This is a genomic window from Halomarina rubra, from assembly GCF_023699475.1.
GTDB classification, from domain to species: Archaea; Halobacteriota; Halobacteria; order Halobacteriales; family Haloarculaceae; genus Halomarina; species Halomarina rubra.
The window spans coordinates 614,911-640,515 of the sequence record NZ_JALXFV010000003.1 but is presented as its reverse complement, the minus strand read 5'-3'; the positions used below and the strand labels follow the sequence as shown (position 1 = coordinate 640,515).

Genomic DNA, 25,605 nt, shown 5'->3' with positions numbered 1-25,605 from the left:
AGCTTCGACACATGACCGAACCGTCCGAACCGTCTAAGCGAAGCGAGCAGACGGACCGGGCCTCGAAGGGAGGCCACGACGTCGGCGAACCGAGCGAGCAGTGGCGCGAGTACCAGGGCGCGCCGACCGGCACCGACATCGAGTGCGAGGGGTGGCGACAGGAGGCCGCCCTCCGGATGTTGAACAACAACCTCGACCCCGAAGTCGCCGAGAAACCCGAGGAACTGGTCGTCTACGGCGGGACCGGCCGTGCTGCACGCAGTTGGGACGCCTACGACGCCATCCTCGCCGAGTTGCGCGAACTGGCCGACGACGAGACGCTGCTGGTGCAGTCGGGGAAACCCGTCGGCCGGTTCACGACCCACGAACGCGCGCCGCGGGTGCTCATCGCCAACTCCAACCTCGTCGGGAAGTGGGACGACTGGCAGCACTTCCACGAACTCGAAGCGGAGGGACTCATCATGTACGGCCAGATGACCGCCGGGTCGTGGGCGTACATCGGCACGCAGGGCATCCTCCAGGGCACCTACGAGACGCTCGCGGAGGCGGGTCGGCAGCAGTTCCCCGACCGCGACGGGCTTCGGGGCACGATTACCGTCACCGCCGGTCTCGGTGGGATGGGCGGCGCACAGCCGCTCGCGGTGACGATGAACGGCGGCGTCTGCATCGCCGCGGAGGTCGACGAGTCCCGCATCGACCGACGTATCGAGACGGGCTACTGCATGGCCAAGACCGACGACCTCGACGACGCCATCGAACAGGCGAAGAAGGCCGCCGCAGCGGGCGAAGCGTTCTCCATCGCGCTCCACGCGAACGCCGCCGAGATGCTCGAAGGGATGGTGGAGCGCGAGTTCGTCCCCGACTTTCTCACCGACCAGACGAGCGCCCACGACGAACTGGAGGGGTACTACCCCGCGGGCACGAGCGTCGCCGAGGCCGACCAGTTGCGCGAGGACGACCCCGAAGGCTACCGCGAGGCGAGCCTCGACACGATGGCGCGCCACGTCCAGGCGATGCTCGACCTCCAGGAGGCGGGCGCGACGACGTTCGAGTACGGCAACAACATCCGCGGGCAAGTCCAGGAGTACCGCTCCGAGACGGTCCCCGACCCGTTCGCGTTCCCCGGGTTCGTCCCGGCGTACATCCGGCCGCTGTTCTGCCGGGGGAAGGGGCCGTTCCGGTGGGCGGCGCTGTCGGGCGACCCCGCCGACATCCACCGCACCGACGACGCGGTGCTCGAACTGTTCCCCGAGAAAGAGCACCTCCGGCGCTGGATCGACCTCGCTCGCGAGCAGGTCCAGTTCCAGGGCCTGCCGAGCCGGGTGTGCTGGTTGGGGTACTCCTCCGAGGACGACCCGGAGGGCCTCACCGAGCGTGCGCGGTTCGCCCTCCGAATCAACGAACTCGTCGCGGAGGGCGAGATTTCGGCTCCCGTCGTCGTCACGCGCGACCACCTCGACGCGGGCAGCGTCGCCTCGCCGCACCGCGAGACCGAGGCGATGCGCGACGGGAGCGACGCCGTGGCCGACTGGCCGATTCTCAACGCCCTGCTCAACTGCGCCGCAGGGGCGGACGTCGTGAGCGTCCACGACGGCGGCGGCGTCGGCATCGGCAACTCGATACACACGAACAACCACGTCGTCCTCGACGGCTCCGAACTGGCCGCCGAGAAGGCCCGGCGCGTGTTCACCACCGACCCAGGGATGGGCGTGATACGCCACGCCGACGCGGGCTACGAGGAGGCCATCGACGAGGCCGACCGTTCGAACGTGGCCGTCCCGATGCGGGACCGCGACCCACAGGAGGCGGGCGGCGAGTGAGCGACCACGACCTCACCGACGCGCCGGCGTGGACGGGCACCTCCGCGGACCCGGCCGACGAGCAGTTCGGCGACGTCGTCCGCTCGCGCGACGGCGACCTGACGGCAATGCTCGCCAGCGCCGACGTCGCCCTCCTCGGCGAACCGTTCGACGACGCCGTCGTCGGGCGGAGAGGCGCACGCCACGGCCCCGACGCACTCCGCGAGGAACTGGCGTCGGTCAAGACCCACCACTTCGCGAACGGACCGGTCGGCGAGTGCGTCGACGTCGGCGACGTGGTCCGCGACGACGAGGCCGGCGCGACCGTCGCGAGCCTCCAGGAGCGGGTCGAAGGCGTCGCGCGACTGCTCCACGACAGCGACACCTTCCCCGTCTTCCTCGGCGGCGACAACTCCCTGACCTACCCGAACGTCGCGCCGCTGCTGGAGGCGGGCAGCGTCGGCGTCCTCAACTTCGACGCCCACCTCGACGTGCGTGCGGTCCGCGACGAACCGACCAGTGGGACGCCGTACCGCCAACTGCTCGACGATGGACTGGACGCCTACGCCTGCGTCGGGGCGCGACACTTCGAGACGACCGGCGAGTACGCCGCGTTCGTCGACGAGTGCGGCGGTGCTGTCGTCACGAGCGAGGCGGTCAGCGCGGACCTCGACGACGCGCTCGACCGCGCGCTGGCGGCGATGGGCGGCGTCGACAGCCTGTACGTCAGCGTCGACCTCGACGTGCTCGACGCGGCCCACGCGCCGGGCGTGAGCGCGCCGACACCCGGTGGTCTGACCACGCGAGAGCTGTTCGAACTGCTACGACGAGTCGGCGCGGACGAGCGTCTCGCCGGCTTCGAGGTCGTCGAGTGCGCCCCGCCGCTGGACCGCGACGCGATGACCGCGCGGGCCGGGGCACGGGCCATCGCCCACCTGCTCGCCGGGCGGAAGGAAGGCACCCTCCCCGACGCCTCGGGGGTGGAGCGATGAGCGCCGACGAACCGCCGACCGGCGACGGTACCCTCGTCGTCCACGGCGCGAGCGAGGTGTTCACGGGGGAACCGGGAGCCGACCCTATCGAGAACGGAGCGGTCGTCGTCGCGGACGGCGACGTCGTCGCCGTCGGCCCCACCGAAGCGGTGACCCGGGAGTACCCGGTGGAGAGCGCTCGCCAGGCCATCGACGCGACGGGGAGGACCGTGATGCCCGGATTCGCCGACTCGCACACCCACGCGCTGTTCGCGGGCGACCGCTCCGACGAGTTCGCCGCGAAACTGCGCGGGAAGGCGTATCAGGACATCCTCGCCGAAGGAGGTGGCATCCTCCGGACCGTCCGTGCGGTTCGCGAGGCGAGCGACGACGACCTGCTGGACGCGATGCTGGAGCGTCTCGACGCGATGTGCGCCCACGGGACGACGACCGTCGAGGTGAAGTCGGGGTACGGTCTCGACACCGAGACCGAACTCCGGATGCTCGACGTGCTGGCGAGGGCCGACGCTGCCCACCCCGTCGACGTCGTACCGACGTTCATGGGCGCGCACGCGATTCCGGAGGACAGCGACGCCGAGACGTACACCGATCGGGTCGTCGAAGAGCAACTGCCCGCCGTCGCCGAGCAGGGCGTCGCGGAGTTCTGCGACGTGTTCTGCGAGGAGGGCGTGTTCTCGGTCGAGCAGTCTCTCCGGGTTCTGGAGGCGGGTGTCGACCACGGACTCACGCCGAAGGTCCACGCCGAGGAGTTCGTCCGACTCGGGGGCGCGCAACTGGCCGCCGAAGTGGGGGCGACCAGTGCCGACCACCTGCTGCACGCGACTGGCGAGGACGCCCGCGCCATCGCCGAGGCGGGCGTCGTCCCCGTCTTCCTCCCCGGCACTGCGTTCGGCCTCGGTGCGGAGTACGCCGACCACACCGCCTTCCAGGAGGCGGGTGCGACCGTCGCCATCGCGAGCGACTTCAACCCGAACTGCTACGCGCCGAGCATGGGGTTCGCGACGACGCTCGCCTGCGTCGGGATGCGGATGCCACCCGCCGAGGCCGTTCGGGCCGCGACCCACGGCGGCGCGCTGGCGATGGACCGCGCCGACCGCGGGACGCTGAGCGAGGGCCGGCGTGGCGACCTGCTCGTCGTCGACGCCCCCTCGCACGTCCACGTCCCCTACCGCTTCGGCCAGAACGTCGTCGAGACGGTCGTGAAAGGCGGCACGCTGGTGGCCGAGTCGGGGGTGGTCCGCCGTGAGTGAGTCCGGCGACGCCGCCGACGGCCCCACGCCGGTCACCCTCGACGGCGAGACGCTGACTCCCGAGGCAGTCGAGCGAGTCGCGCGCCACGACGCCCCCGTGGTCGTCACCGACGACGCCCGCGAGCAGGTCCGCGAGGCCCGCGAGCGCGTCGAGGACATCGTCGAGAGCGGCGAGGCCGTCTACGGTATCAACACGGGCTTCGGCGACCTCGTCGACACGCGCATCCCCGCCGAGCAGGTCGACGAGTTGCCGACGAACCTGGTTCGCAGTCACGCCGCGGGGGCGGGTCGCGAACTCGACCGCGAGGAGGTCCGCGCGCTGATGCTCACCCGCGTCAACGCACTCGTCAAGGGCTACTCCGGCGTTCGCGAGGTCGTCGTCGACCACCTCGTCGCCCTGCTCAACGAGCGCGTCCACCCCGTCGTGAAGTCGCGGGGCAGTCTCGGCGCGAGCGGTGACCTCGCGCCGCTCGCACACATGGCGCTCGTCCTGCTCGGCGAGGGCGAAGCCGACGTCGAGCCTGGCGACGAGACCGACGCGCTCACCGAACGGCTCTCGGGCGCGACGGCGCTCGCCCGTATCGACCGTGAGCCGCTTACTCTCCGCGCGAAGGAGGGGCTGGCGCTCATCAACGGCACCCAACTGTCGGTCGGTCTCGCCGCACTGCTCGTCTGCGACGCCGAGCGCCTCTGTGAGGCTGCCGACGCCGCCGGCGCGCTCACCGTCGAGGTGACGATGGGCACCACCGCGGCGTGTGACGCCGCCATCCAGCGCGTCCGCCCCCACGTCGGCCAGACCGTCAGCGCACGGCGCGTCAAGGCCCACTGCGAAGGCTCGGGTATCGTCGAGTCCCACCGCAACTGCGACCGGGTGCAGGATGCCTACTCGCTGCGCTGTCTCCCGCAGGTCCACGGCGCGGTCCGCGATTCGGTGGCCCATCTCCGCGAGGCCGTCGAGGTCGAGTTGAACAGCGCGACCGACAACCCGCTCGTGTTCCCGGTCGGCGAGGTCGACCGTCGCTCGTCGGGGACGGACGCCGCCGACGTGGTGTCGGGCGGGAACTTCCACGGCGAACCGCTCGCGCTCCGTCTGGACTACCTCGTGAGCGCGCTCACCGAACTCGCCGCCATCTCAGAGCGACGGACCGACCGGATGCTCAACCCCCACGTCCAGGAGGCCCACCTGCCGCCGTTCTTGACTCCGGAGAGCGGCCTGCGCTCGGGGTACATGATCGCGCAGTACACCGCTGCGTCGCTCGTCTCGGAGTGTCGCGCGGTCGGACGCACGGCGACGGACAACACGCCCGTCAGCGGCAACCAGGAGGACCACGTCTCGATGTCGGCGACCGCGGCCCACGCCGCTCGTCGAACCCTGCGGAACGCCCGCCAGGTCGTCGCCGTCGAACTGCTCTGTGGCGCACAGGCCGCCGAGTTCGTCGACTCCAACTTGGAACACGGCGTCGGGACGGGCGTGACCTATCGCGCGGTCCGCGAGGTCGTCCCCCCGCTGGACGACGACCGACCGCTCGCGCCGGAGATGGAGGCCGTCGACGCGCTGGTGGCGACGGGCGCGCTTCAGCAGGCGCTAGACGGCGTACTGTCGTCGGACGAAGGGAACCGGTCGGCGGGTCAGTGAGTCGGGACGCGAGTGTCGCGTCACTCCGGGTGGATGTCTATCGACGCCGCCTGTTCGACCGCGATGTCGGCGAGGTCCTCGGGGGTCGTTGCCGACTGCGTGGAGAGGACGCGCATCATCATCCCCAGCTGGACGGCCGCGACCTGTCCGAGCTCCTCCTCGTCGACCGTGTTGCCGAAGTAGTACTCCTTCGCTCCGTTCTCGTGGACCAGACCGACGTACAGCGACTGGACGTCGTCGCCGGCGATGGCCTCGGCCGCTCGGTTCCGTAGCTCGTCGAACTCGCCGGTAGCGTCGTCGCTCATCTCGTCTCTCGGGCTACCGCGCCGGTGACCAAAACGCTGTGGCGTGGGCCGCCCGAACGCGCCCCACCGAGACGAGCGGCCGACGCTGGTCGACCCGGAACGGTCGCTCACCCCGGTTCCACGGCCGCGACTGTCTTCGGGGTGGGACCCGACGAATGGACCGACCGGTGTCACCGTCGCTCACGGGGGTCGAAAAGACGAGAATCGAGGGTCGACGTGGGTTACGCCGGCGGCTGGGCTTCGGTCTCGGACTCCTCCTCGTCCAGTTCTTCGAGCGCGCCGAGGGCGGCGCGACGGTACTGGTCGAGGTTCAGCGTCCCCTCCTCGTCGCCGTACTGTTCGCGTGCCATCGAGACGTACTCGTCGTCCGTGGCCTCCTCGCTCTCGACGGCCTGGATGCGTTCGAGGGTGCGAGTGGCGGTCTCGACGACCCAGCGGTCGCGCGTGTCGGCGTCGACCGCGGTGACGGACTCGGGGCGCAGCGAGACGTTGATCTCGCCGTCGTCGGTCTCGAAGGTGCGCGGTTTGCCCGCGACAGCGACGTACACCGGCGGTTCGGCCTCGCGCAGGAAGCTCGCGGCTTCGGGCTGGTACTGGCCGGCGTACATGAAGAACGTCCCCGAGGGGTCGACGACGCGGCCCTGCCAGTACTCCGAGTCCGAACCGACGTCCTCGGTCTCGGTCAGCGTCCCGACGACGAACACGCGGTTGGCGCGCTCGCCGGTCGGGAGCAGCGCGTAGACGGGCGCGCGCTCCTCGTCGGACTCCTTGAACGTGTACTGTGCGTCGTTGAACTCGGTGGCGAAGACCCGTCGGGCGACTTCGCGGGTGGGTGCTCCGGACATCTACATCGACCTCGCTTTGATGAGCGCGTCGCCGGCGTCGACCGGCCCGAGGCGCTCGAACTCGTCCGCGAGCACGTACCGACCGAACGTCGGCCCGCGCACGCGGTAGTACAGACCGAGAATCTCGGCTTTCATCTCGTCGGCGACGACGCTCGTGTCGAGGGCGTCCATCGCCATCTGTTTCGCCTCCTCCAGTTCGACGCCGGTCAGCTCCTCGGTCGCCTCCTGGTCGAAGATGACCTCGTGGACCTGCTCGCCGTCGTCGAGGACGGCCTTGATGCGGAGGTCGAACTCGCCGTCGACCTCGCCGTGTTCGCTACACCGACCGTTCTGGAGGACGCGCGTGCAGTCCTCCTCGGGACAGCGCTTGATGAGCCCCGACCCGCGCTGGACGTCGATGAGCGCGCCCTCGACCTCCGTCGAGTCGTCGCCCACCTCGATGTCCTCGTCGAGTTCCTGGATGCTCGTGGTGCGGTTGAGTTTGACCGAGTACCGCCCCTCGTACTCGTCGGTGACGACGTTGCCGAGGGAGTAGGATTTGCCCTCCTCCAGCGTCGGGAGTTCGCTCGTCGTGAACGAGACGAACTTGATGGTGCCCGACTCGTCGCCGAGCAGACCGACCTGCGAGATGGCGTCGCTGCGGGGTTCCCAGAGGTCGACCAGCTTGACCCGGAGGTCGACCCACTGTTCGTCCTCGTCGACGTCGGCGGCCTGGACGAGGTCGTTGCCACCGCCGCCGCCGCCGAGTTCGTCGCGGTCCATGCCGGCCTCGTCGAGGTAGCTCGACACGATGGAACGGCGAGCCTCCTCGGCGGGGACCTTGTACTCGTCGACGAGCGTCTCCATCCGCTCCTCGATTTCCTCGACGGACACGTCGAGCGTGTCCTCGAACTGCGCGTGTATGCTTTCCGCGTGCTGTCGTAGATCAGCCATTGGGTTGCTCCGTCTCCGCGTGTGTTCGGTGGGAGACGTACGCCGGTTGGTTCTTGCCGGTAATTAAATCCTCGCTAGTGGGGTGAAAGTGAAGATTCGAGCAGTTCACACACCCGAGACGGTCGGTTACTCGGCGAGGAACCGCTCGATGGGCGTGGTCTGTTCGGGGACGTTGAGCACGGGGGCGTGCCCACACTCGAACGTCTTCGTCTCGATGCCCGGCCGGCGCGCTTCCATCTCGTCGAACGTCGACTCGGCGAGGATGTCGGAGGTCTCACCGCGGTAGACGAGCGTCGGCACGTCGATGGCCTCCCACACGCCCCACGGGTCGGTCTCCAGGTCCTCGGTGAGCAGCGGTTCGACGATAGCGGGGTCGTAGGCGGGGGCGAACTGCCCGTCGTCGGTCCGGCGCGCGGAGGTGACGGTGAACGTCCGCCACTCCTCGTCGTCCATGTCGCTGAACGTGGCGTAGCTCTCGCGGTAGAACCCCTCCAGCCCGGTCAGACGGTCGAACGCCGGCGGGTCGGAGAGGTAGTCGATGATGCGCTCGATACCCTCGGCGGCGTCCTCGTCCTCGGCGGGGGCCGGCCCGACGTCGTTCATCACGAGGTGGGTCATGCGGTCGGCGAGCGGTCCCGCCGCGAGGCCCATCCCGAGTTGGCCCCCCATCGACGTGCCGACCCAGCGCAGTTCCTCGAACCCGAGCGCGTCACAGAACGCGACACAGCGCTCGCCCAGCGCGGTCCCGGTGTACGCGTCGGGGTCGTCGGCCCACTCGCTGAGGCCCCGCCCGGGCATGTCCGGGCAGACGACGTAGTACTCCTCGGCGAGGCGGCGGGCGAGGGCGTCGAAGTCCCGGCCGACCCGCGAGAGGCCGTGGACACAGACCACCGGTGGGTCGTCCGACTCACCCCACGCCGAGTAGTGCAGTTCCATCCCGTCGGCCGTGACGAACTCGTCCGTTCGTGTCATGCGCCACCGTTTCAGCCACGGTGGCAAAACTGTACGCCTCGGTGGCAGGTTCCGTCCAGCGACTTCGTCGTGCGAGCGGGGACGTTGGTCGGGACGCGCGGTGGTGTCGTGGTCGCCCCGCTGGCGCTCCGAACGACCACCCGACGGTACTTTGGGGGCCGCGACCGTCTGTCGGGTATGAGCAACCGGCGTCGGCTGGAACGCATCCTCCGAACGAAGGTCCGAGAGGCGGGCCGGCAGGTCGGGGCGGCGAAGCACGCCTACACGACCGCCCGCGAGGCGACCGCCGCCGACCTCGAGGTCGACGACGACGGGAAGGTCCGCATCGTCTGTCGGCGCTACGCCGAGAAGCGCGCCGTCGACCTCGACAACGGCTTCCGCCCGGACTGTTTCGACCCCGACCACCAGGACTGCGTCGGCTGTGTCGAGGACATCCGCGAAGGACGCATTCAGACCTGGGACGGCGAGAACGACTGAACGGAGCGGTGCCGACAACAGCGATTAGTCACGGGGCGTCGAAGCCCGCGCCATGCACGTCTCGGCAGTCGTCCTCGCCGGCGGGACCGGCACCCGGATGTACCCCGCGAGTTCCGAACAGCGCCCGAAACAGTTCCTCTCGTTCGGCGACGGGCCGTCGCTGCTGACCCGGACCGTCGAGCGCGCCCGCGAGGTGGCCGACTCGGTGTACGTCCTCACGCGCCCGGCGTACGCCGGCGCGGTTCCCGACCACGCTCCCGACGCCGAGGTGCTGACCGAACCCGCCGCCCGCGACACCGGCCCGGCGCTCGTCTACGCGGCACACGAAGTGCGGAGCCGTGAGCAGGAGGCCGGCAACGACGACACCGTCATGCTCTGTCTCCCGAGCGACCACCACGTCGAGGGCGACTTCGCGAGCGTCGCCGAGCGCGCCTGCGAGGTGGCCGCCGACACGGGCGCACTGGTCACCCTCGGCGTCGAACCGGACCGTCCCGCCGTCGGCTACGGCTACATCAAACCCGGCGAGGACCACGGCGACTACCACACGGCCGCCGGCTTCTTCGAGAAACCCGACCCCGGCGTCGCCGAGCGCTACCGCTACAACGGCTTCCTCTGGAACGCCGGGATGTTCGCGTGGACGCCCGACGCCTTCCTCGACGAGGCGCGACGCGGCCAGCTCGAACAGCTCGTGAAGGGCGTCGAAGCCGGAAACGCCGAGAGCGCGTTTCGCCTCGCCGAGTCGGTGAGCGTCGACTACGCCGTCCTGGAGGACGCCCGGAACGTCACCGTCGTCCCCGCCACTTTCGGGTGGGACGACCTCGGGGCGTGGGACGCGCTCGTCCGGGTGTTCGCCGACGCGGCCGACGACGACGGGAACGTCGTGCTGGGCGACGCGCTCACGATGGACACCGAGAACTGCGTCGTCGCCGCAGGCGAGGGCCAGCACGTCAGCGCCGTCGGCGTCTCGGACCTCACCGTCGCGGCCTACGACGGGAACGTGCTCGTGGTCCCGACCCGCGAGGCTCAGCGGGTCCGCGAGGTCGTCTCGCGACTGCGCGAGGAGTGACGAGAACACGGGACCGGGGAGTCGGGGGGCGAGCCGGGACGGCCGCACTCACGTGAGCCGGAGCTGCCGCCGGTAGACGAGGTACGCGAGGGGTACCATCGAGAGGTTCAGGACGTACGTGAGCGCGAGAAACAGCTCGTTCGAGCCGCTCGCGAGCGCGTAGAGCAGACCGACGGTGACCAGCAGGTACGTCACGGCCAGCCCCCACACGAGCCGTTCCATGTCGGGACCGAACGACGTTCCAGCACATAACCGTTGCAGTGACGACCTCGCCATCGACAGAAATCGGGACACGGCGGCGCTACGAGCGCGTCTGACCGCCGTCGATTGGGATGCACGTCCCGTTGACGAAGCTGGCACGGTCGCTGGCGAGGAACGCGACCACGTCGCCCAGTTCCTCGGGCCGGCCGATGCGCTGGAGCGGGATGCCCGCTCCCCACTCCTCGCGAGCGGCCTCGTAGTCGTCGTACTCGCCGCGCTCGATGCCCTGCTCGATGAGTTCCTCGATGCGGCTGGTCTCGTGGGTGCCCGGCAGGACGGCGTTCGTGCGAATCTCGGGGGCGTACTCCGTCGAGAGCGTCTGGACGAGTCCGATCACCCCCCGGCGCACCGAGTTCGAGAGGACGAGCCCGTCGATGGCCTCCTCGACCGACCGCGAGGTGATGGCGGTGATGCTCCCGCCGCCGTCCGCGAGGTGGGGGTGGGCCGCCCGCGTCGTCCAGACCGCGCTCATCACCAGCAGGTCGTAGGCGTCGTACCAGTCGGCGTCGTCGGTGTCGAGGAACGACCCGCTCGGGGGGCCGCCCGCGCTCGTCACGACGTGGTCCAGCCCGTCGAAGGCGTCCACCGTGTCGGCGACGAACCCCTCGACAGCGTCGCGGTCGGTGATGTCCGCTTCGACGGCGAGCACGTCGCCGTCGCCCAGCGCGGCGAGCGATTCGCGCGTGTCGTCGATGTGCTCCGGGGTCTGCCCGCAGACGGCGACGTCCGCGCCCTCCCGGGCGAGTGCTTCCGCGCTGGCGCGACCCAGTCCGCTGGTACCGGCGGTGACGAGTGCGGCGTCACCGGCGAGTCCGAGGTCCATGCCCGTCGCTCACACGGCGGGGTGAAATAGCTCACTGCGCCGGCGAGTGTGGTCGGCCGTCGGAGCGACGGGCCGGCAGGGTCGAAGCGGTCGATGGCGATGCCTACGTCGCTCACAGGGACGGGACGCTCGGAAAGCTCGCCAGTCCGGAGTCGACGTAGAATCACGGTTGCAGTGGCTTCCGGCCGTGTCGAACACCGGCCTTACGACGTCCGAACCCGGACCTGGCCCTCGCTCGTGACGCCGACGAGCAGGTCGCGGCGTACCTCGCGCCCGCGGACCGCGTCGCCGGCAGCGTCGCTGACGAGTTTCATCAGCTCCGGAGCCGCGTAGTTGACCTTCACTCCCGCATCGTCACACGCCGAGTAGACGCGCTGGGGGACGTCGTAGAGGTCTGTCCCCGTCTCGACGGTCAGTCTGACGGGCGCACGGAGCGCCTCGGCGAACGCGAGCGTCTCGCGGGCCTTCGCAACGTTCTCGCGGGCGCTGGCCTCGATGGAAGAGACGTTGGCCCGAGAGGTGCCGAGCCACTCGGCGATGGCCGCCTGCGCCAACCCGTGCTCGCGGAGGGCGAGCACCTCGGCCTGCCGCCGGGTGAGCACGCTCGTCTCTGGGTCGAACCCGGTGCGGCCGAGGATGTCGTCGACGTCGGCGGGGTCGGTCACGAGCGACGGTTGGCGTGGCAGGCGCTTGTAGCCCGTGGTTCAGCAGCGAACCGTCGGTTCGCGACCGAGCGTCCGGTCACTGCGGGGCGGGCGTCGGCCCCGGTCCCCGGTTGCGGTCACGGCCCGGTCCCGGCGCGTACGACGAGAGGCGGTCGAGCAGCGACTCCTTCTCGACGGCGTCGACGAGCGCCACGTCGAGCACCTCGCTGATGTGGCTCACGGGGACGATACGGACCCGGTCGCGGTACTCCGACTCGACGAGCACGTCCTGTTCGTTCGCGGCGGGGATGACGATGGTCTCCAGACCGGCCTTCGCGGCGGCCTCGATCTTGTAGGTGACCCCGCCGACTGGGAGGACGTCCCCGCGCACCGACAGCGACCCGGTCATCGCGACCGACTGGTCGACCGGGATGGCTTCGAGCGCGCTGACGACGGCCGTCGCGACGGTGACGCTCGCGGAGTCGCCGTCGACGCCGCCGGCCCCCGCGCCGACGAACTGGACGTGGACGTCCATCTCGTCCAAGTCGACGCTGGCGTACTTCTTGACGACCGCCGAGACGTTCTGGACCGCCTCGGTGGCGACCTCCTGGAGTCCCCCGGTGGCGATGACCCCACCGGCCCCCTGTGACTGCGTCACCTCGGCGATGACGGGCAGGACGATGCCCGAGTCCTCGCCCATCACCGCGAGACCGTTGACCCGACCGACGACGCTCCCCTCGACCAGCGAGAGGTCGTAGTCCTTGCGGCGCTCGATGTACTCGTCGGCCAACTGCTGCTCGATGGAGCGCGCCCGGCGTTTCGCCGCCAGCACGTGTGCGCGGGTCGTCACCGGTGCACCCTCGTCGCGCGCGATGTCGCCCGCGACGCGGACCAGCCCACCGAGGTTGCGGAACGCCAGGGTGAGGTGACCCTTCCGGCCCGCCCGCCGTCGGGCTTCGAGGACGATTTCGGCGACCGCGTCGGCCTCGAAGTGGGGCAGGCGGCCGTCGTTCTCGACCTCCTGGGCGACGAACCGGGCGTACTTCCGGCGGGTCTCGGGCGTGTCCTCGATGGTGTCGTCCATGTACACCTCGTAGCCGTACCCCTTGATTCGCGAGCGCAGGGCGGGGTGCATGTTCCCCATCGCGTCCATGTTGCCCGCGGCGATCATCACGAAGTCCGTCGGCACGGGGTCGGTCTTCACCATCGCCCCCGAGGACTGTTCGGACTGGCCGGTGATGGAGAACTCCCCTTCCTGGATGGCCGTCATCAGCTTCTGCTGGGAGCGGACGCCGAGTGTGTTGATCTCGTCGACGAACAGCACGCCGTTGCTGGCCTTGTGGATGGCCCCGGCCTCGACCCGGTCGTGACTCGGCGTCGCGAGACCGCCCGACTGGTAGGGGTCGTGGCGGACGTCGCCGAGCAGCGCGCCGGCGTGTGCGCCCGTCGCGTCCTCGAACGGTGCGACGTGGCGGTCGGCGTTGCTGACGAGTATCTTCGGAACGCTCGCGCGCTGGGTGCGGCCGCTGACGCGGAAGATGTAGAAGACGACGACGGCCGCCAGGACGCCCAGCAGCGGTTCGCCGGCGACGAGGAAGGCGTACGCGAGGATGGCGACGAGGACGAGCCACATCACCATCGTCCGGAGCTGACCGCGTTTGCGCGCCTCGACGCGGTGTTGCTCGATGATGGCTTGCCCCTCGCCCGCGGGCACCGTCCGGATAGTCGGCCGGTTGCCGTCGTTCGGGTTGTGGGAGACGAGGACGTCCCGAAGTTCCTCGCGAGGGAGGAGCTGACTCATGGCCTTCGCGAGCATCGACTTCCCCGTCCCCGGGGTGCCGATCATCATGACGTGACGGCGCTGTTGGGCTGCCTTCAGGACGACGTCGCGGGCGCGGTCCTGCCCGATGACCTGGTCGATGAGTCGGTCGGGCACCTCGATGTCGGCGGTCGTCTCGATGTCGAGCCCGCCGAGTAGCTCGACGGTCGACTCCTCGCCGTCGGTCGACGACCCCGGCGACTGTGGCGTCCCCGTGGACGCGCGAGCGCTCGGCCCAGTTTTCACGCAGCGAGTACGCTCGCGGTGGCATTAGCCTCGTCGGCGGCCCTCCGGGCGCGGAGACACTCCGGAGAGAGTGGAGAAGTATCGCGGTCCGCTCGCGGGTCGGCCGGGTTACGAGCCCCAGAAGTTGTCGCGACTGCCCAGTCGCTCGCGGCGCGGGCGTCTCGGCCCGTCGTCCTCGTCGTCGTCGTCGTCCGCGGTCGCCTCCTCGTCGGTCTCGTCGCTCCCGTCGTCCTCCTCGTCCTCCATCGGGAGGCGTTCGACCTCCTCGCCCTGCGCGTGGTTCGAGCGGACCTTCGTCACCTTCACGCGGGCGCGGGCGTCCGGGAGGATGCCGTCGACGAGGATGATGAACCCGTCGTCGGTCCGACCGACGCCCGCACCGCTCCGGTGGATGTCCGTCACCTCGACGACCACCTCCTCGCCGGGTTTCACCGGCTGGGACTTCAGGTCGCGAATGGGCTGACTGTAGTGCTGGCACCACTCCGTGCCGCTACGGCTGGTGTAGTGTTGACAGCCCATCCCCTCGATACGCTCGGAGAAACTGGGGCACTCGTCGGCGAGCGGACAGTCGGGCATACTCGCGCTACAGAGTCTGCAGATTAAACGCTTGTGGGTCGTAGCCACTCCACAGCCGGGGTTCACACGCCGACCCGTACGACGGACGGCACCGCGACCGACCGTATCGTTATCGGCGCTCGCCGACTCCACGAACACATGGACCGCAGGCTCTCCGTCGCGTCGCTGGCCGTCGGCGGCGTGCTCGCACTCCCCGCGGCGCTGTACGTCGGCGTCTTCGACGGCCCCGTCGCCGCCCTCGCCGTCGCGCTCGCGCTGTCCCTCCCGTTCGCCACCTACGCGGTGACCGCCGACCCCCACCCACCGTCGTTGCTCCCACCGCGCGGCGTCCTCGGTGGCGCGTGTCTGCTCGCGCTGGGTGTACTCGGCCTCGCCCTCCAGTTCGCGGCGGTCCCCGCTGGACTGCTCGTCTGTGCGCTCGCCGTCGGCCCGGCGCTCGCCTACCACGCCCGCTACGCAGCCGACGGGGTCGCGCTGTCGACGCTGCTCGCCAGCAGCGTGCTCGGTGTCACCGCGCTCGCGCTGGTCGCACTCGTCTCGGACGCACCGCTCGCGGGGAGCGCCGCGACCACGGCCGTCGCCGGCGGGACCGTCTGGTACCTCCGCGAGCGGCGACTGCTCGTGCGTCGGACTCGGCGGGTCGCCGCTGCCGTCGCGCTGCTCGGCGGCGCGAGCGTCCTCGTGGTCGGCGTCGTCGTCGTCGAGCAGGCGATTCTGGGACTGGCGGCCGGTGCAGGCCTGCTCGTCGTCGGGTCGGTGCTCGCCGTCGAGTGAACGCGGAACGAAACCCGTTTACGTGGGATGCGCTTTGGTTCACTCGCGGGACCGTGGGTTAGCCTGGTATACTTCGGGCCTTGGGTGCCCGTGACCCCGGTTCAAATCCGGGCGGTCCCACTTCTACGCGGACTCCACGACGAGCACCGCGAAGCGTGTGCGAGTACTCACGAGTCCGCGGTGTGTGGACGGCCACGGATTTGAAACAGGGAGCGAGTGGAACGAGCGACCGAGGTTCAAATCCGGGCGGTCCCATTCCACCTTTTTGCTTCGTCGGGTGCGCTTCGCGCACCGCTCCTCGCAAAAATCTGGACCAAAAAGAGGCCGCGACTCGTGACACTCGTCGCGGCACAGCGTGCTTGACGACCGCAGACTGCAGTTCAAATCCGGGTGATTCCATCCTCGAAGTCGGTGTCGAGTGTTCGAGTCGCCACTCCGACAGGTTCGACTGTCTGTCGTGGGAGGTGGTCTCGGTGAGCCGCGTCGTCGAGGTCGACTGTCCAGTCTGTGAACTCTGTGGCTCGAGTCTTCATCTGATGTTGGCCCGACTTTTTGAAGCTGTTTTCGAGTGGTGACGATTGTGACTCCACCCTGTACTAATGACACGTTTAATATTAACAAGTCTGAGGTAAAATATTAGTGCTAAACTATCTTATCATGAATAATTATAAGTTGTATCAGTAATGTCAATTTGTTATGGTCGAAAGTGACCACACGACGCGACGTAACGTTCTCAAACGCGGTGCCGGTGCCGTTGCAGCCTCTGTCACCGGACTCGGACTCGTTGGTTCCGTGAACGCAGCGAGCGGCTCGGTGATTCGGATGGAGGCAGACCCCGGAGGGTCGTACGACTTCTTCGTTCGAGGGTCGTTTTACGACTGGGAATGGACGAACAAGGAGTCGGGCGACGGCGTCATCCAGGACTCGCCAGGCAGCGCGATAGAGGTTAGTGGGAGTGTATCGAGTGGTTTCTTGGCGCCGGGCTGGGACGAACTTCAGGTCGACGAAGAGATTACGATATACGATATCGAGCCGTATGGCTTCCACGACTCCGAGGACGTCGTAGTCAAAGTCGACGGACAGGAGATTTAACGGCCGAACAGGGACGCGTCACTTCGCTGCCCGGAGACGGTCTCGCCGAGGTTCGAACCCGGGCGGTCTCCGTTCCCACGAGAACTCGACGACGAGCACCGCGAACGCCGATCAACACTCTTGCGCGCTCCCCGAGTACCATCGAACCGATGTACGACGAGTCGACTCTCCGCCAGCCACGAGTGAACGAATGACGGGCGTCTACGAGCGTGCGCTCGGTGACGCGGCGTCGGACCTCCACCCGGAGGTCTACGAGCGCTACGACCTCAGTTCCGAGGACGACCGTGTCTGCGTCGGTCGGGGGCGAATGCACATCAGTCGCGGGACACACGTCCTGCCCGCGCTGGTGGCGATGCCGCGGCTGAACCTCCTGTTCCCCGAAGCCGGGCGGGACGTCCCGTTCTCCGTGCGGACCGCGGGCTTCCGCGACGAGGCGGGCCACGAGGTGCTCGCGACGGTTCGAGAGTTCGAGTTCGGCGAGACGCGACGGCGGTTCGACTCGCTGACGCTCTGGGACGCGAACGCCGACCGGTTGCTCGACTTCCTCGGGACCGGCGGCCACCTCGTGACGGAGCTCCACCCGCGCGTCGAGGCGGGCGCGCTCGTCGTCGAGAGCGGCCGGCAGTGGGGCCGCCTCGCCGGCCGATACGTCGAACTGCCGGGGCCGCTCGCGGCGAGCGTCGAGGTCCAGGACCGCTACGACGACGCCGACGAGCGGTTCCACGTCCACGCGGTCGTCGAGAACGCGCTGGCGGGTCACGTCCTCAGCTACCGGGGCGCGTTCACCGAGGAGGTCGACGCACGGGAATCCGTCCCCCACGACCTGCGACCGACGGCCGGCGTCGGACGTGTGCCGCCGCGGTAGTCCCGAAGGGGTCGGGACGTCGTAGTCGCCGCCAGAGTGCGGGACCGCGAGTGCGGGACGAACACTTATCGCCGTCATCGGAGTGGGTTCGACCCGAACGATGCGAACTGCGACTCTCACCGGCGAGCGGACCGTCGAGGTCACCGAGCGGCCGACTCCAGAGCCGGCAGAAGACGAGCTACAGGTCGAAGTCGTGGCCTGTGGGGTGTGTGCGACCGACCTCCACATGTACCGCGGCGGACTCACGGTCGACTACCCGATGGTGCCCGGCCACGAGAGCGCCGGCGAGGTCGTCGCCGTCGGCGGCGGGGTCGAGCGCTACGACCCCGGCGACCGCGTCGCCATCAACCCCTCCATCCCGTGTCACGAGTGTCGGCCCTGCAAAGCCGGTCGCGAGAACCTCTGTCGTGACCTCACGTCCATCGGCGGCGCGGCGACACACGTCGTCGACGGAGCGTTCGCGGAGTACGTCCGCATCCCGGTGGGGAACGTCGAACCCATCGGGGACCTCGACTACCGAACCGCCGCCTTCGCCGAACCGCTCGGCTGTTGCATCAACGGTCTCGACCGAGTTCGACTGACGAGCGGCGAGACGGTCGTCGTCGTCGGGGCCGGGGCCATCGGTCTCCTGCTCGTCCAGTTGCTCCGGGCGAGCGGCGCGGGACCCATCGTCGTCTCGGAACCCGTCGAAGAGCGCCGGAGCGCCGCGCTCTCGGTCGGTGCGGACCACGCCCTCGACCCGACCGCGGTCGACCTCCGCGAGACCGTCGCGGACCTCGTCGGCGACGTCGACGTGGCTATCGAGGCGGTCGGTCTCCCGCAGACCATCGAGCAGGCCCACTCGCTGACCGGGCCGGGCGGGCGGACGCTCGTCTTCGGCGTCCCGCCCGAGGACGCGACGGTCGAACTCTCGCCGTTCGACGTCTTCTACGGCGAACGCGAGGTCGTCGGCACCTACTCGCTCACGCCGGGGACGTTCGCACGGGCGGTGACGATGCTCCGGAACGGGCGACTCGACACGGACGCGCTCGTCACCGACGAGTTCGGTCTGGAGGGCCTCGAACGCGCCTTCGAGCAGATGGAGGCGACCGAGGGGCTGAAGAAGATGGTGTACCCGAATCGGGAGTGAGCAGAGGACTCAGGGTCGGTACGTCGCCGAACGCTCCTCGCCGCTCCCGGCTTCGACGACGCGAACCGTCTCCGGGAGGCCGGTCGTTCTGACGGTCATCGAGTACCCGACGATAGCGGAGGCACCGTTGCAGCCCGGGTGGAAGTACTCCTCGACCGCGTTCTTCCCGTCTTTCGCGCCGAACCGGGCGACCAGTTCGTCGGCGTCCGCGTCGTACCCGACGCCGAGGACGGCCGGGTCGTCGCAGTCCGAGGGGCCGTAGCTGTAACAGCCCTCGATTCGAATCGTGTTCTCCCTGACGAGGTAGACGAAGTGGTCGACCTCGGTCTGTTCGAGCCGTCGGCACATGTCGCCGCCCTCGGTGAACGCACAGTCCCAGTCGTCGACGAACGAGGAGTCCGCACCGTTCGGAGACGCGGCCAGTCCACTACAACCGGCGAGTCCAACCAGCGCGAGCGGGGTGGCAGAACGGAGGAACGCTCGGCGGTTCATACCGGCGCTTCCACGACCCACGGCATATGTCTTCGTGCCGACCAGTCGGCGCGAAACCGGACGTCAGGCGTCGGTTCCGGGCGTGACGACGCGGGTGATGCGCTCGCCGTCGTCGACGGCGATGGCCCAGGCATCGCCGAGGGCGACGTCGCCGACGACGTGTTCGGGGACGAGCGGTGCGGGGATGGGGTCGAACCCCGCCCGGCGCATCGCGCGGTAGCTCCCGTAGACGCCCAGCAGTTGCCCCGCCGCGTCGGTGACGTGGAGGCGTTTGTCCGCCGCGCGACGGTAGGAGTACGGGAAGACGTCCGCGGGCGGGTTGCGGAGGGTCTCCGTCGAGTCGAGACGGGCGACGACTCGCTCGCCGTCGTAACACACCAGTCGGACGTTGCCCTGCCCGACGGGCACCTCCTCCCAGCGGTAGTCGGGGCGGTAGGCGCGCCACGCGGCGAGCCCACCGTCGTCGAGTCGGACGCGGTCGGGCGACAGGTAGAACTCGCGATGGTCGCCGGCCGCGCGTCGGACGAACGGCGGGTCGGTCAGGACGTCGTGAGCGGCGCTGGCGACGCTGGGCGTCGCGACGAACAGACAGCGCCGCCCCTCGCGGGCGGCCCCGGCGACGCGTTCGAGGATGGTCGTCGGGTCGGCGGCACCGCTCGACGACGAGCGACCGGCCGCGTCGGCGTCGAGACGCTCGATAGCGAGCGGGCGGTCGTCTGGCGGCAGCGAGTCGCTGAGGCGGGCACCGGTCCGTGGCGTCGCCACCGCGTCGGGTTCGCCACGGTCGGTCGAGCGGGTGACGTCGAACCCTCTGTTCCGGACGTAGCGCACGCCGTCGGCGAGGGCGTCGGTCGTAGCCATCACGCTCAGTAGGGGCCGAACGAGGAAGAACTGTGCGACGGAGCCACATCCCGGGGCGGCGTCGGTCACGCCGGTTCACGTTCACTTCCGGGTCGCTCTTTGCGAACCTTCTTGTCCGGTTAGGCGATATCGACGGTAATGGCACAGGCGGAGAACACCGACATCATCGACGACTTCGAGGAGTTCTACCGCAACTACTACCGCAACGAGATCGGTGAACTCGCGCGGAAGTACCCCAACGAGCAGCGCTCGCTCTACATCTCCTTCGACGACCTCTACCGGTTCGACCAGGACCTCGCCGACCAGTACCGCAACCAGCCCGGCCAGCTCCAGGAGTACGCCGAGGAGGCGCTGCGACTCTACGACCTCCCGGTCGACGTCTCGCTCGGACAGGCCCACGTCCGTATCCACGACCTCGACCGCGCGACGGACATCCGGAACATCCGGGCGCGCCACCGCGGCCAACTCATCGCCGTGAAGGGCATCGTCCGGAAGGCGACCGACGTCCGTCCGAAGATACAGCAGGCGGCCTTCGAGTGCCAGCGCTGTGGCACCCTCACCCGCATCCCCCAGACCGGCGGCGACTTCCAGGAACCCCACGAGTGTGGCGGCTGTGAACGACAGGGGCCGTTCCGCATCAACTTCGACCAGTCCGAGTTCGTCGACGCGCAGAAGATCCGCGTCCAGGAGTCCCCCGAAGGGCTTCGAGGCGGGGAGACACCCCAGAACATCGACGTCCACATCGAGGACGACATCACCGGGAAGGTGACCGCCGGCGACCACGTCAGCGTCACCGGCATCCTCCACCTCGAACAGCAGGAGTCGAACCAGAAGAAGTCGGCCATGTTCGACGTGTTCATGGAGGGAATCGCCGTCGAGATCGAAGACGAGCAGTTCGAGGAGATGGACATCACCGAGGAGGAGAAGCGCAAGATCGTGGCGCTGTCGGACGACGACAGCATCTACGAGCAGATGATCGGGTCGATGGCCCCCTCCATCTGGGGGTACGAAGAGGAGAAACTCGCCATCATCCTCCAGCTCTTTTCGGGCGTCACCAAACACCTCCCCGACGGCTCCCGGATTCGTGGCGACTTCCACATGCTGCTCATCGGTGACCCCGGTACGGGGAAGTCCCAACTGCTCCAGTACGTGCGCTCTATCGCGCCGCGCTCCGTCTACACCTCCGGGAAGGGGTCGAGTTCCGCCGGTCTCACGGCCGCGGCCGTCCGCGACGACTTCGGCGAGGGTCAGCAGTGGTCGCTCGAAGCCGGCGCGCTCGTGCTCGCCGACCAGGGCATCGCGGCGGTGGACGAACTCGACAAGATGCGCCCCGAGGACCGCAGCGCGATGCACGAGGCGCTCGAACAGCAGTCCATCTCCATCTCGAAGGCGGGTATCAACGCCACTCTCAAGTCGCGCTGTTCGCTGCTCGGCGCGGCCAACCCGAAGTACGGACGGTTCGACGAGTACGAACCCATCGCCGAGCAGATCGAACTCGAACCGGCGCTCATCTCGCGGTTCGACCTCATCTTCACCATCACGGACAAGCCGGACGCCGACCGCGACCGCGACCTCGCCGACCACATCCTCACGACGAACTACGCGGGCGAACTCCACACCCACCGCACCGAGAACGCCACGTCGAACTACTCCGACGACGAGGTCGAGAAGATAACCGAGACGGTCGAACCGGCCATCGACGCCGACTTCCTCCGGAAGTACATCGCGTACTCGAAGCGTACCTGCTTCCCCGTACTGACCGACGAGGCCAAAGACGAGATCGAGCAGTTCTACGTCGACCTGCGCTCGCAGGGGACCGACGGCGACTCGCCGGTGCCCGTCACCGCCCGGAAACTCGAAGGGCTGGTCCGTCTCGCCGAAGCGTCCGCTCGCGTCCGCCTCTCGGACCGCGTGGAGGTCGAGGACGCCGAGCGCGTCATCGACATCGTCCGCTCGTCGCTGGAGGACATCGGGATGGACCCCGAAACCGGCGAGTTCGACGCCGACATCGTCGAGACGGGCCGCTCGAAGACCCAGCGCGACCGCGTGCGCTCCATCAAGGACATCATCCGCGACGTGGAGGCGGAGTACGACGACGGCGCACCCGTCGACGAGGTGCTCGACCAGGCCGAGGCGGCGGGTATCGAACGCTCGAAGGCCGAACACGAGATCGAGAAACTGCGTCGCCAGGGCGACGTCTACGAACCGAGTCAGGACCACCTGCGGACGGTCTGAACGGCGGCCGACTACTCCTCCTCGCCCGCCGAGCCGTCGACCGCGTCGACCGCGTCGACCGCCAGCGACACCGAGAGTGCGTCCTCGTCGAGGTCGGAGAGCGGCCGTGGCTCCGCTGGGGGGTCGTCGGCGTCGGCGGGGGTCTCACCGACCGGTCGTTGCCACCACTGGACGTCGTGCCACGCATCCTGCTTGTAGCCGGCGTGTTCGAACGTCCCGACGGGCGTGAACCCCAGCGCCTCGTGGAGGCCCGCGCTCGCTTCGTTCGGGACGGTCATCCCCGCGTACGCGGTCCGGTAGCCCTGCTGGTCCAGGAGAGCGAACAGCGCGCCGTAGAGTACCCGCCCGACGCCGCAACGGTGAGCGTCGGGGGCGACGTACACCGAGCACTCGACGGCCCAGCGGTAGGCCGGCCGGGAGCGGAACGGGCCGGCGTACGCGTAGCCGACGACCTCGCCGTCGACTTCGGCGACCAGCCAGGGGTGGTCGGGGAGGGTCGCGTCGATGTGGTCGGCCATCTCCGTGACGGATGGTGGATCACGTTCGAACGAGACGGCCGTCTCCGCGACGTACGGTTCGTAGATGCGCTGTATCGCAGTCGCGTCTGTGGGGCTAGCGAGTCGAATCGAACGGGGCGGCATACCGAACGCACCGCCCGAGCGGAGAAACTTGTGCCGGCGGCCGAGGCTACATCTCCTGTTCGGTCGGGCGGATGAGCAGTTCGTTGATGGAGACGTTCGCGGGTTGGGTGACGGCGTAGGTGACGCCGGCGGCGATGTCGTCGGGAGCGAGCGCGTCCATCGACGCCAGCATCTCCTCGGTGCCCTCCTTCTCCTCCTCGTCGGGGATGTGCTGTTGGAGTTCGGTGTCGACCGCGCCCGGTTCGACGAGCGTGGTACGGATGCCGTCGCCGCAGGTGTCCTTCCGGAGGGACTCGGTGAAGCCGTTGACGCCGAACTTCGTGCCGTTGTACGCCGCGTGGCTCTTGTACGCGTGGCGACCCGCGACGGAGGACATCTGGACGACGTGGCCCCGCCCGTCGCCCGTCTCCTGCATCACCGGGACGGCGAACCGGGTGGCCTTCATCAGCCCCAGCAGGTTCACCTCGACCATCGTCTCGTAGTGCTCGACGTCGGAGCGCTGGAACGGCTCGTTGAGCATCACGCCCGCGTTGTTGACGAGGACGTCGAGTCGGTCGTACTCGTCGACCGTCGCGTCGACGAGGCGCTGGGTCTGTTCTTCCTCGGCCACATCCGTGGGGACGACGAGCGCGTCGCCGCCCTCGGACTCGATGTCGTCGGCGAGCGACTGGAGTTCGTCCTCGCGCCGGGCGGCCAGTACGACGCTCGCCCCCTCGTTCGCCAGCGTCCGGGCGGTGGCCTCGCCGATACCCGAGGAGGCACCGGTGACGATTGCGACGCGGTCCGTGAGGTCCGTCGGTGAGACGTCGACCATACCCGACGGAGGGGCGTCGGACGGAAAACGCCGGGCGAGGCGGGGGCGATTGCCGGTGTCGCCCGACGGCCGAAGGGCTAACCGTACCGGCCGTCTACGCCACCCCATGATAACTCGCGTCGTGCTGTCACACCCCGACGAGTTGAGCACGTGGGGCCGGCAGCAGATATCGACGACCCACTTCCTCGCGTGGCTCAGACGCACCCACGAGACGTTCGAGGAGGGCGACCGGTTCGAGGAGTTCGCCGACGTCGGCTGCTGTGGCGACGCCCTGCACATCCCGTTCGTCGTCGAGAACGTCGAGGGCAGCGGCGCGGTGACCCGTGAGACCGACATCGAGTACGTCGAACGCACGGGCTGTGACTTCGAGGGCGGCTGGGCGGTCCAGAGTCGGGCCGGGCCGTCGTAGCGCGGCGCGGCCGCTACTACGACGACGCGACCACCGCGACGGGAAGCGCTTTTGGTGCGCCGGGCGTGAGCGTCGGTCGATGGACCGGATTTCGGCGCTTCGGAACGTCGAGGAGGCGTTGAGCGAGTTCGAGGCCGGAGAGTGCGACCTCGCGTCGATGGAGCGCCGCGTCCGGGGCGTCCTCCGAACGTACGCCACGGAGTTCGCCGAGCAGGACGCCTACCGTGCCAGCGGCGACGGGGCCGCCGACGGCGTGGTCGTCCTCGCCTCCTCGCCGTCGGAGGCCCGCGAACGCGTCGCCGACCTCGCCGACGTGACCCGCGACGCGGTGAGCGTCGACCGCGTCGAGTGAGCCGGCGGCCCGACGTCCCACACCGACGTCCCGCGATTTCAGCTGTCGACAACACATCATTTTAGTGCGGCGAGTCGTGAACGCCGCGCGTGTTGCTCGTCGTCGCGTACTCCCGGGCCGCGCGGACGTCGCTCCGGAACGTCCACCGGAGCCACGAGGAGAGCGTCGTCCGGCGGTTCGGACGCGTCGCGCTGTTCGAGTTCACCGAACTCGGGGCGTTCCTCGCACTCCGGTTGCGGGCGAAACACCCCGGCGACGTCGGCGTCGAACGCGTCGAACCGTTCAACGAGTTCGAGACGGTCCCCGAGGCCGTCAGGGAGGCCGCCAGCGCCTACGAGGATCGCGAGCAGGCGAGCCTCCCGTACACGGCGTTCGCCGACGCGAACGGCTACCCCGACCCCGAGTCGATGGTCGGCGAGGAGCTGTGAGATGAGAGTCGCACTGGTCGAACCACGGGAGACCGACGCCGCAGACCTCGGGGGGCGCGTCGGGCGTGCCGAGGCGCTCGCAGCCGTCCGCGGCGAGTGTGACTGGCTGGACTGCCCCGCCCCCGGCGCGCTGGCCGACCGTGTCGGCGTCGTCGCCCCCGACGGCACCGTTCGCGTCCGGACCGCGCTCGCCGTCGCGGCCCGGTCGCGGGGGCTGGCGGCCCCACAGGACGACGAGGTCCGGCGGCTCCGTGCTCGCCTCGACGACCTGGACGCCGAGCGTGTCGACACCGCGCCGCTCCGCGAACGGGTCGCCGAGACGGGCGCGGACGTCGACCGACTTCGCGAGCGGGTCGCGCGTCTCCAGGGGCGAGTCCGGGCGCTCCGAGAGGGCGACGGCGACCCGAGCGACGCGGAGACGGAGCTGTCGAGAGCGCTCGCCGACCTCACCGAGCGGGAGACCACCGGCGTCGCCGCCCGGCAGGCGCTCGACCACGCTCGCGACCGTCGACGCGACCACCGGGACGCCCGCGAGGAACGCCGTCGCCTCGACGACCGCCTCGCCAACCTCGAACGGGCCGCCCGGCGACACCTCGTCGAGCGCGTCGCTCCCGAGTTCCGCGCGGCCGTGACGTCGCTCGACGGGACGGACGCCCACGACGACGCGTTCGACGCGCCGCCGGTGACGACCGCGCTCGCGCTGTACCGCGTCGGCGACCCGGACGCACCCGTCGTCCTCGACTGCGAGCGGTTCGCCGACGCCCGCGCCGCGGCCGACTGGCTCGGTACCCCCGTCCTCCGACTGTAGCTCGCGACGACGAACGTCGCCGCGTCGGCGCTCGTCGCCACTCCGACGCCCGGAGTTTATC

The 25,605-nt window shown here is 69.3% G+C and carries 28 protein-coding genes and 1 tRNA gene; 16 read left to right on the top strand and 13 right to left on the bottom strand.

The window, feature by feature from the left end:
- Positions 1 to 11: 11 nt before the first annotated feature.
- Genes hutU through hutH form a run of 4 tightly spaced genes read left to right on the top strand, consistent with a single transcriptional unit; the run spans position 12 to position 5,677 of the window.
- Positions 12 to 1,820 carry a urocanate hydratase gene (gene hutU, locus M1L36_RS08525; protein WP_250873283.1) on the top strand — a complete coding sequence of 603 codons (1,809 nt, stop codon included), beginning with the start codon at positions 12 to 14 and terminating at the stop codon, positions 1,818 to 1,820.
- Positions 1,817 to 2,791 (top strand): formimidoylglutamase, encoded by a 975-nt coding sequence (hutG, locus tag M1L36_RS08520; RefSeq protein WP_250873282.1) that lies wholly within the window; start codon positions 1,817 to 1,819, stop codon positions 2,789 to 2,791. Before hutU ends, hutG begins: the two co-directional genes overlap by 4 nt.
- The gene (gene hutI, locus M1L36_RS08515; protein ID WP_250873281.1) at positions 2,788 to 4,041 is read left to right on the top strand and encodes an imidazolonepropionase; all 1,254 of its coding nucleotides are present in this window, start codon (positions 2,788 to 2,790) and stop codon (positions 4,039 to 4,041) included. The genes hutG and hutI overlap by 4 nt, the downstream gene beginning before the upstream one ends.
- Positions 4,034 to 5,677, top strand: coding sequence for a histidine ammonia-lyase (hutH, locus tag M1L36_RS08510; RefSeq protein WP_250873280.1), 1,644 nt, complete (start codon positions 4,034 to 4,036; stop codon positions 5,675 to 5,677). Before hutI ends, hutH begins: the two co-directional genes overlap by 8 nt.
- Positions 5,678 to 5,697: 20 nt before the next feature.
- On the opposite strand, the gene M1L36_RS08505 is transcribed toward hutH, so the two are convergent.
- From M1L36_RS08505 to M1L36_RS08490, 4 genes are all read right to left on the bottom strand, one after another.
- Entirely contained in the window at positions 5,698 to 5,982 is a 285-nt protein-coding gene (locus M1L36_RS08505) for a DUF8113 family protein (protein WP_250873279.1), read from the bottom strand.
- Positions 5,983 to 6,203: 221 nt separating this feature from the next.
- Positions 6,204 to 6,827 (bottom strand): RPA family protein, encoded by a 624-nt coding sequence (locus M1L36_RS08500; protein WP_250873278.1) that lies wholly within the window; start codon positions 6,825 to 6,827, stop codon positions 6,204 to 6,206.
- Entirely contained in the window at positions 6,828 to 7,760 is a 933-nt protein-coding gene (locus M1L36_RS08495) for a replication factor A (protein WP_250873277.1), read from the bottom strand.
- A 126-nt stretch (positions 7,761 to 7,886) separates the two neighbouring features.
- Positions 7,887 to 8,732, bottom strand: coding sequence for an alpha/beta fold hydrolase (locus tag M1L36_RS08490; protein WP_250873276.1), 846 nt, complete (start codon positions 8,730 to 8,732; stop codon positions 7,887 to 7,889).
- A 177-nt stretch (positions 8,733 to 8,909) separates the two neighbouring features.
- Here M1L36_RS08490 and M1L36_RS08485 point away from each other — a divergent pair, with 177 nt between their 5' ends.
- Both M1L36_RS08485 and M1L36_RS08480 read left to right on the top strand, forming a co-directional pair.
- Positions 8,910 to 9,209 carry a DUF7091 family protein gene (locus M1L36_RS08485; protein ID WP_250873275.1) on the top strand — a complete coding sequence of 100 codons (300 nt, stop codon included), beginning with the start codon at positions 8,910 to 8,912 and terminating at the stop codon, positions 9,207 to 9,209.
- Positions 9,210 to 9,261: 52 nt separating this feature from the next.
- Positions 9,262 to 10,275: a mannose-1-phosphate guanylyltransferase gene (locus M1L36_RS08480; protein WP_250873274.1), complete on the top strand. Its 1,014-nt coding sequence runs from the start codon at positions 9,262 to 9,264 to the stop codon at positions 10,273 to 10,275.
- Between the two features lie 48 nt (positions 10,276 to 10,323).
- Here M1L36_RS08480 and M1L36_RS08475 read toward each other — a convergent pair whose 3' ends face one another.
- From M1L36_RS08475 to M1L36_RS08455, 5 genes are all read right to left on the bottom strand, one after another.
- Positions 10,324 to 10,497, bottom strand: a complete 174-nt coding sequence (locus M1L36_RS08475) for a hypothetical protein (protein WP_250873273.1) — start codon at positions 10,495 to 10,497, stop codon at positions 10,324 to 10,326.
- A gap of 79 nt (positions 10,498 to 10,576) precedes the next feature.
- The gene (locus tag M1L36_RS08470) at positions 10,577 to 11,359 is read right to left on the bottom strand and encodes an SDR family oxidoreductase (RefSeq protein WP_250873272.1); all 783 of its coding nucleotides are present in this window, start codon (positions 11,357 to 11,359) and stop codon (positions 10,577 to 10,579) included.
- A 203-nt stretch (positions 11,360 to 11,562) separates the two neighbouring features.
- Entirely contained in the window at positions 11,563 to 12,024 is a 462-nt protein-coding gene (locus M1L36_RS08465; RefSeq protein WP_250873271.1) for a Tfx family DNA-binding protein, read from the bottom strand.
- 76 nt (positions 12,025 to 12,100) lie between these two features.
- A complete protein-coding gene (gene lonB, locus M1L36_RS08460) occupies positions 12,101 to 14,068 on the bottom strand; it encodes an ATP-dependent protease LonB (RefSeq protein WP_250873270.1) in 1,968 nt (655 codons plus the stop codon).
- Between the two features lie 108 nt (positions 14,069 to 14,176).
- Positions 14,177 to 14,644 (bottom strand): TRAM domain-containing protein, encoded by a 468-nt coding sequence (locus M1L36_RS08455; RefSeq protein ID WP_250873269.1) that lies wholly within the window; start codon positions 14,642 to 14,644, stop codon positions 14,177 to 14,179.
- Positions 14,645 to 14,782: 138 nt separating this feature from the next.
- On the opposite strand from M1L36_RS08455, the gene M1L36_RS08450 reads away from it, so the two are divergent.
- From M1L36_RS08450 to M1L36_RS08430, 5 genes are all read left to right on the top strand, one after another.
- On the top strand, positions 14,783 to 15,418 hold the full coding sequence (locus tag M1L36_RS08450) for a hypothetical protein (protein ID WP_250873268.1): 636 nt from the start codon (positions 14,783 to 14,785) through the stop codon (positions 15,416 to 15,418).
- 47 nt (positions 15,419 to 15,465) lie between these two features.
- Positions 15,466 to 15,538: transfer RNA gene (locus M1L36_RS08445), tRNA-Pro, on the top strand.
- A gap of 576 nt (positions 15,539 to 16,114) precedes the next feature.
- A complete protein-coding gene (locus M1L36_RS08440; RefSeq protein ID WP_250873267.1) occupies positions 16,115 to 16,510 on the top strand; it encodes a twin-arginine translocation signal domain-containing protein in 396 nt (131 codons plus the stop codon).
- Between the two features lie 190 nt (positions 16,511 to 16,700).
- Entirely contained in the window at positions 16,701 to 17,375 is a 675-nt protein-coding gene (locus tag M1L36_RS08435; protein WP_250873266.1) for a DUF4166 domain-containing protein, read from the top strand.
- 100 nt (positions 17,376 to 17,475) lie between these two features.
- Positions 17,476 to 18,504 (top strand): alcohol dehydrogenase catalytic domain-containing protein, encoded by a 1,029-nt coding sequence (locus tag M1L36_RS08430; protein WP_250873265.1) that lies wholly within the window; start codon positions 17,476 to 17,478, stop codon positions 18,502 to 18,504.
- Positions 18,505 to 18,513: 9 nt separating this feature from the next.
- On the opposite strand, the gene M1L36_RS08425 is transcribed toward M1L36_RS08430, so the two are convergent.
- Positions 18,514 to 18,996 carry a hypothetical protein gene (locus tag M1L36_RS08425; protein WP_250873264.1) on the bottom strand — a complete coding sequence of 161 codons (483 nt, stop codon included), beginning with the start codon at positions 18,994 to 18,996 and terminating at the stop codon, positions 18,514 to 18,516.
- Between the two features lie 63 nt (positions 18,997 to 19,059).
- Positions 19,060 to 19,857 (bottom strand): hypothetical protein, encoded by a 798-nt coding sequence (locus M1L36_RS08420; protein WP_250873263.1) that lies wholly within the window; start codon positions 19,855 to 19,857, stop codon positions 19,060 to 19,062.
- A gap of 138 nt (positions 19,858 to 19,995) precedes the next feature.
- Here M1L36_RS08420 and M1L36_RS08415 point away from each other — a divergent pair, with 138 nt between their 5' ends.
- Entirely contained in the window at positions 19,996 to 22,092 is a 2,097-nt protein-coding gene (locus tag M1L36_RS08415) for a minichromosome maintenance protein MCM (RefSeq protein WP_250873262.1), read from the top strand.
- 11 nt (positions 22,093 to 22,103) lie between these two features.
- Here M1L36_RS08415 and M1L36_RS08410 read toward each other — a convergent pair whose 3' ends face one another.
- Both M1L36_RS08410 and M1L36_RS08405 read right to left on the bottom strand, forming a co-directional pair.
- Positions 22,104 to 22,733 (bottom strand): arsinothricin resistance N-acetyltransferase ArsN1 family B, encoded by a 630-nt coding sequence (locus tag M1L36_RS08410; protein WP_250873261.1) that lies wholly within the window; start codon positions 22,731 to 22,733, stop codon positions 22,104 to 22,106.
- 46 nt (positions 22,734 to 22,779) lie between these two features.
- Positions 22,780 to 23,547 (bottom strand): SDR family oxidoreductase, encoded by a 768-nt coding sequence (locus tag M1L36_RS08405; RefSeq protein ID WP_250873260.1) that lies wholly within the window; start codon positions 23,545 to 23,547, stop codon positions 22,780 to 22,782.
- A gap of 106 nt (positions 23,548 to 23,653) precedes the next feature.
- On the opposite strand from M1L36_RS08405, the gene M1L36_RS08400 reads away from it, so the two are divergent.
- The 4 genes from M1L36_RS08400 to M1L36_RS08385 all read left to right on the top strand — a co-directional run bounded on the left by M1L36_RS08400 (position 23,654) and on the right by M1L36_RS08385 (position 25,544).
- Positions 23,654 to 23,956: a DUF7968 family protein gene (locus tag M1L36_RS08400; RefSeq protein WP_250873259.1), complete on the top strand. Its 303-nt coding sequence runs from the start codon at positions 23,654 to 23,656 to the stop codon at positions 23,954 to 23,956.
- A 79-nt stretch (positions 23,957 to 24,035) separates the two neighbouring features.
- Positions 24,036 to 24,308 carry a DUF7854 family protein gene (locus M1L36_RS08395; RefSeq protein ID WP_250873258.1) on the top strand — a complete coding sequence of 91 codons (273 nt, stop codon included), beginning with the start codon at positions 24,036 to 24,038 and terminating at the stop codon, positions 24,306 to 24,308.
- An 89-nt stretch (positions 24,309 to 24,397) separates the two neighbouring features.
- Positions 24,398 to 24,736 (top strand): DUF7855 family protein, encoded by a 339-nt coding sequence (locus tag M1L36_RS08390; protein WP_250873257.1) that lies wholly within the window; start codon positions 24,398 to 24,400, stop codon positions 24,734 to 24,736.
- 1 nt (position 24,737) lies between these two features.
- Entirely contained in the window at positions 24,738 to 25,544 is an 807-nt protein-coding gene (locus M1L36_RS08385) for a DUF7856 family protein (protein ID WP_250873256.1), read from the top strand.
- The last annotated feature ends 61 nt before the right edge of the window (positions 25,545 to 25,605 follow it).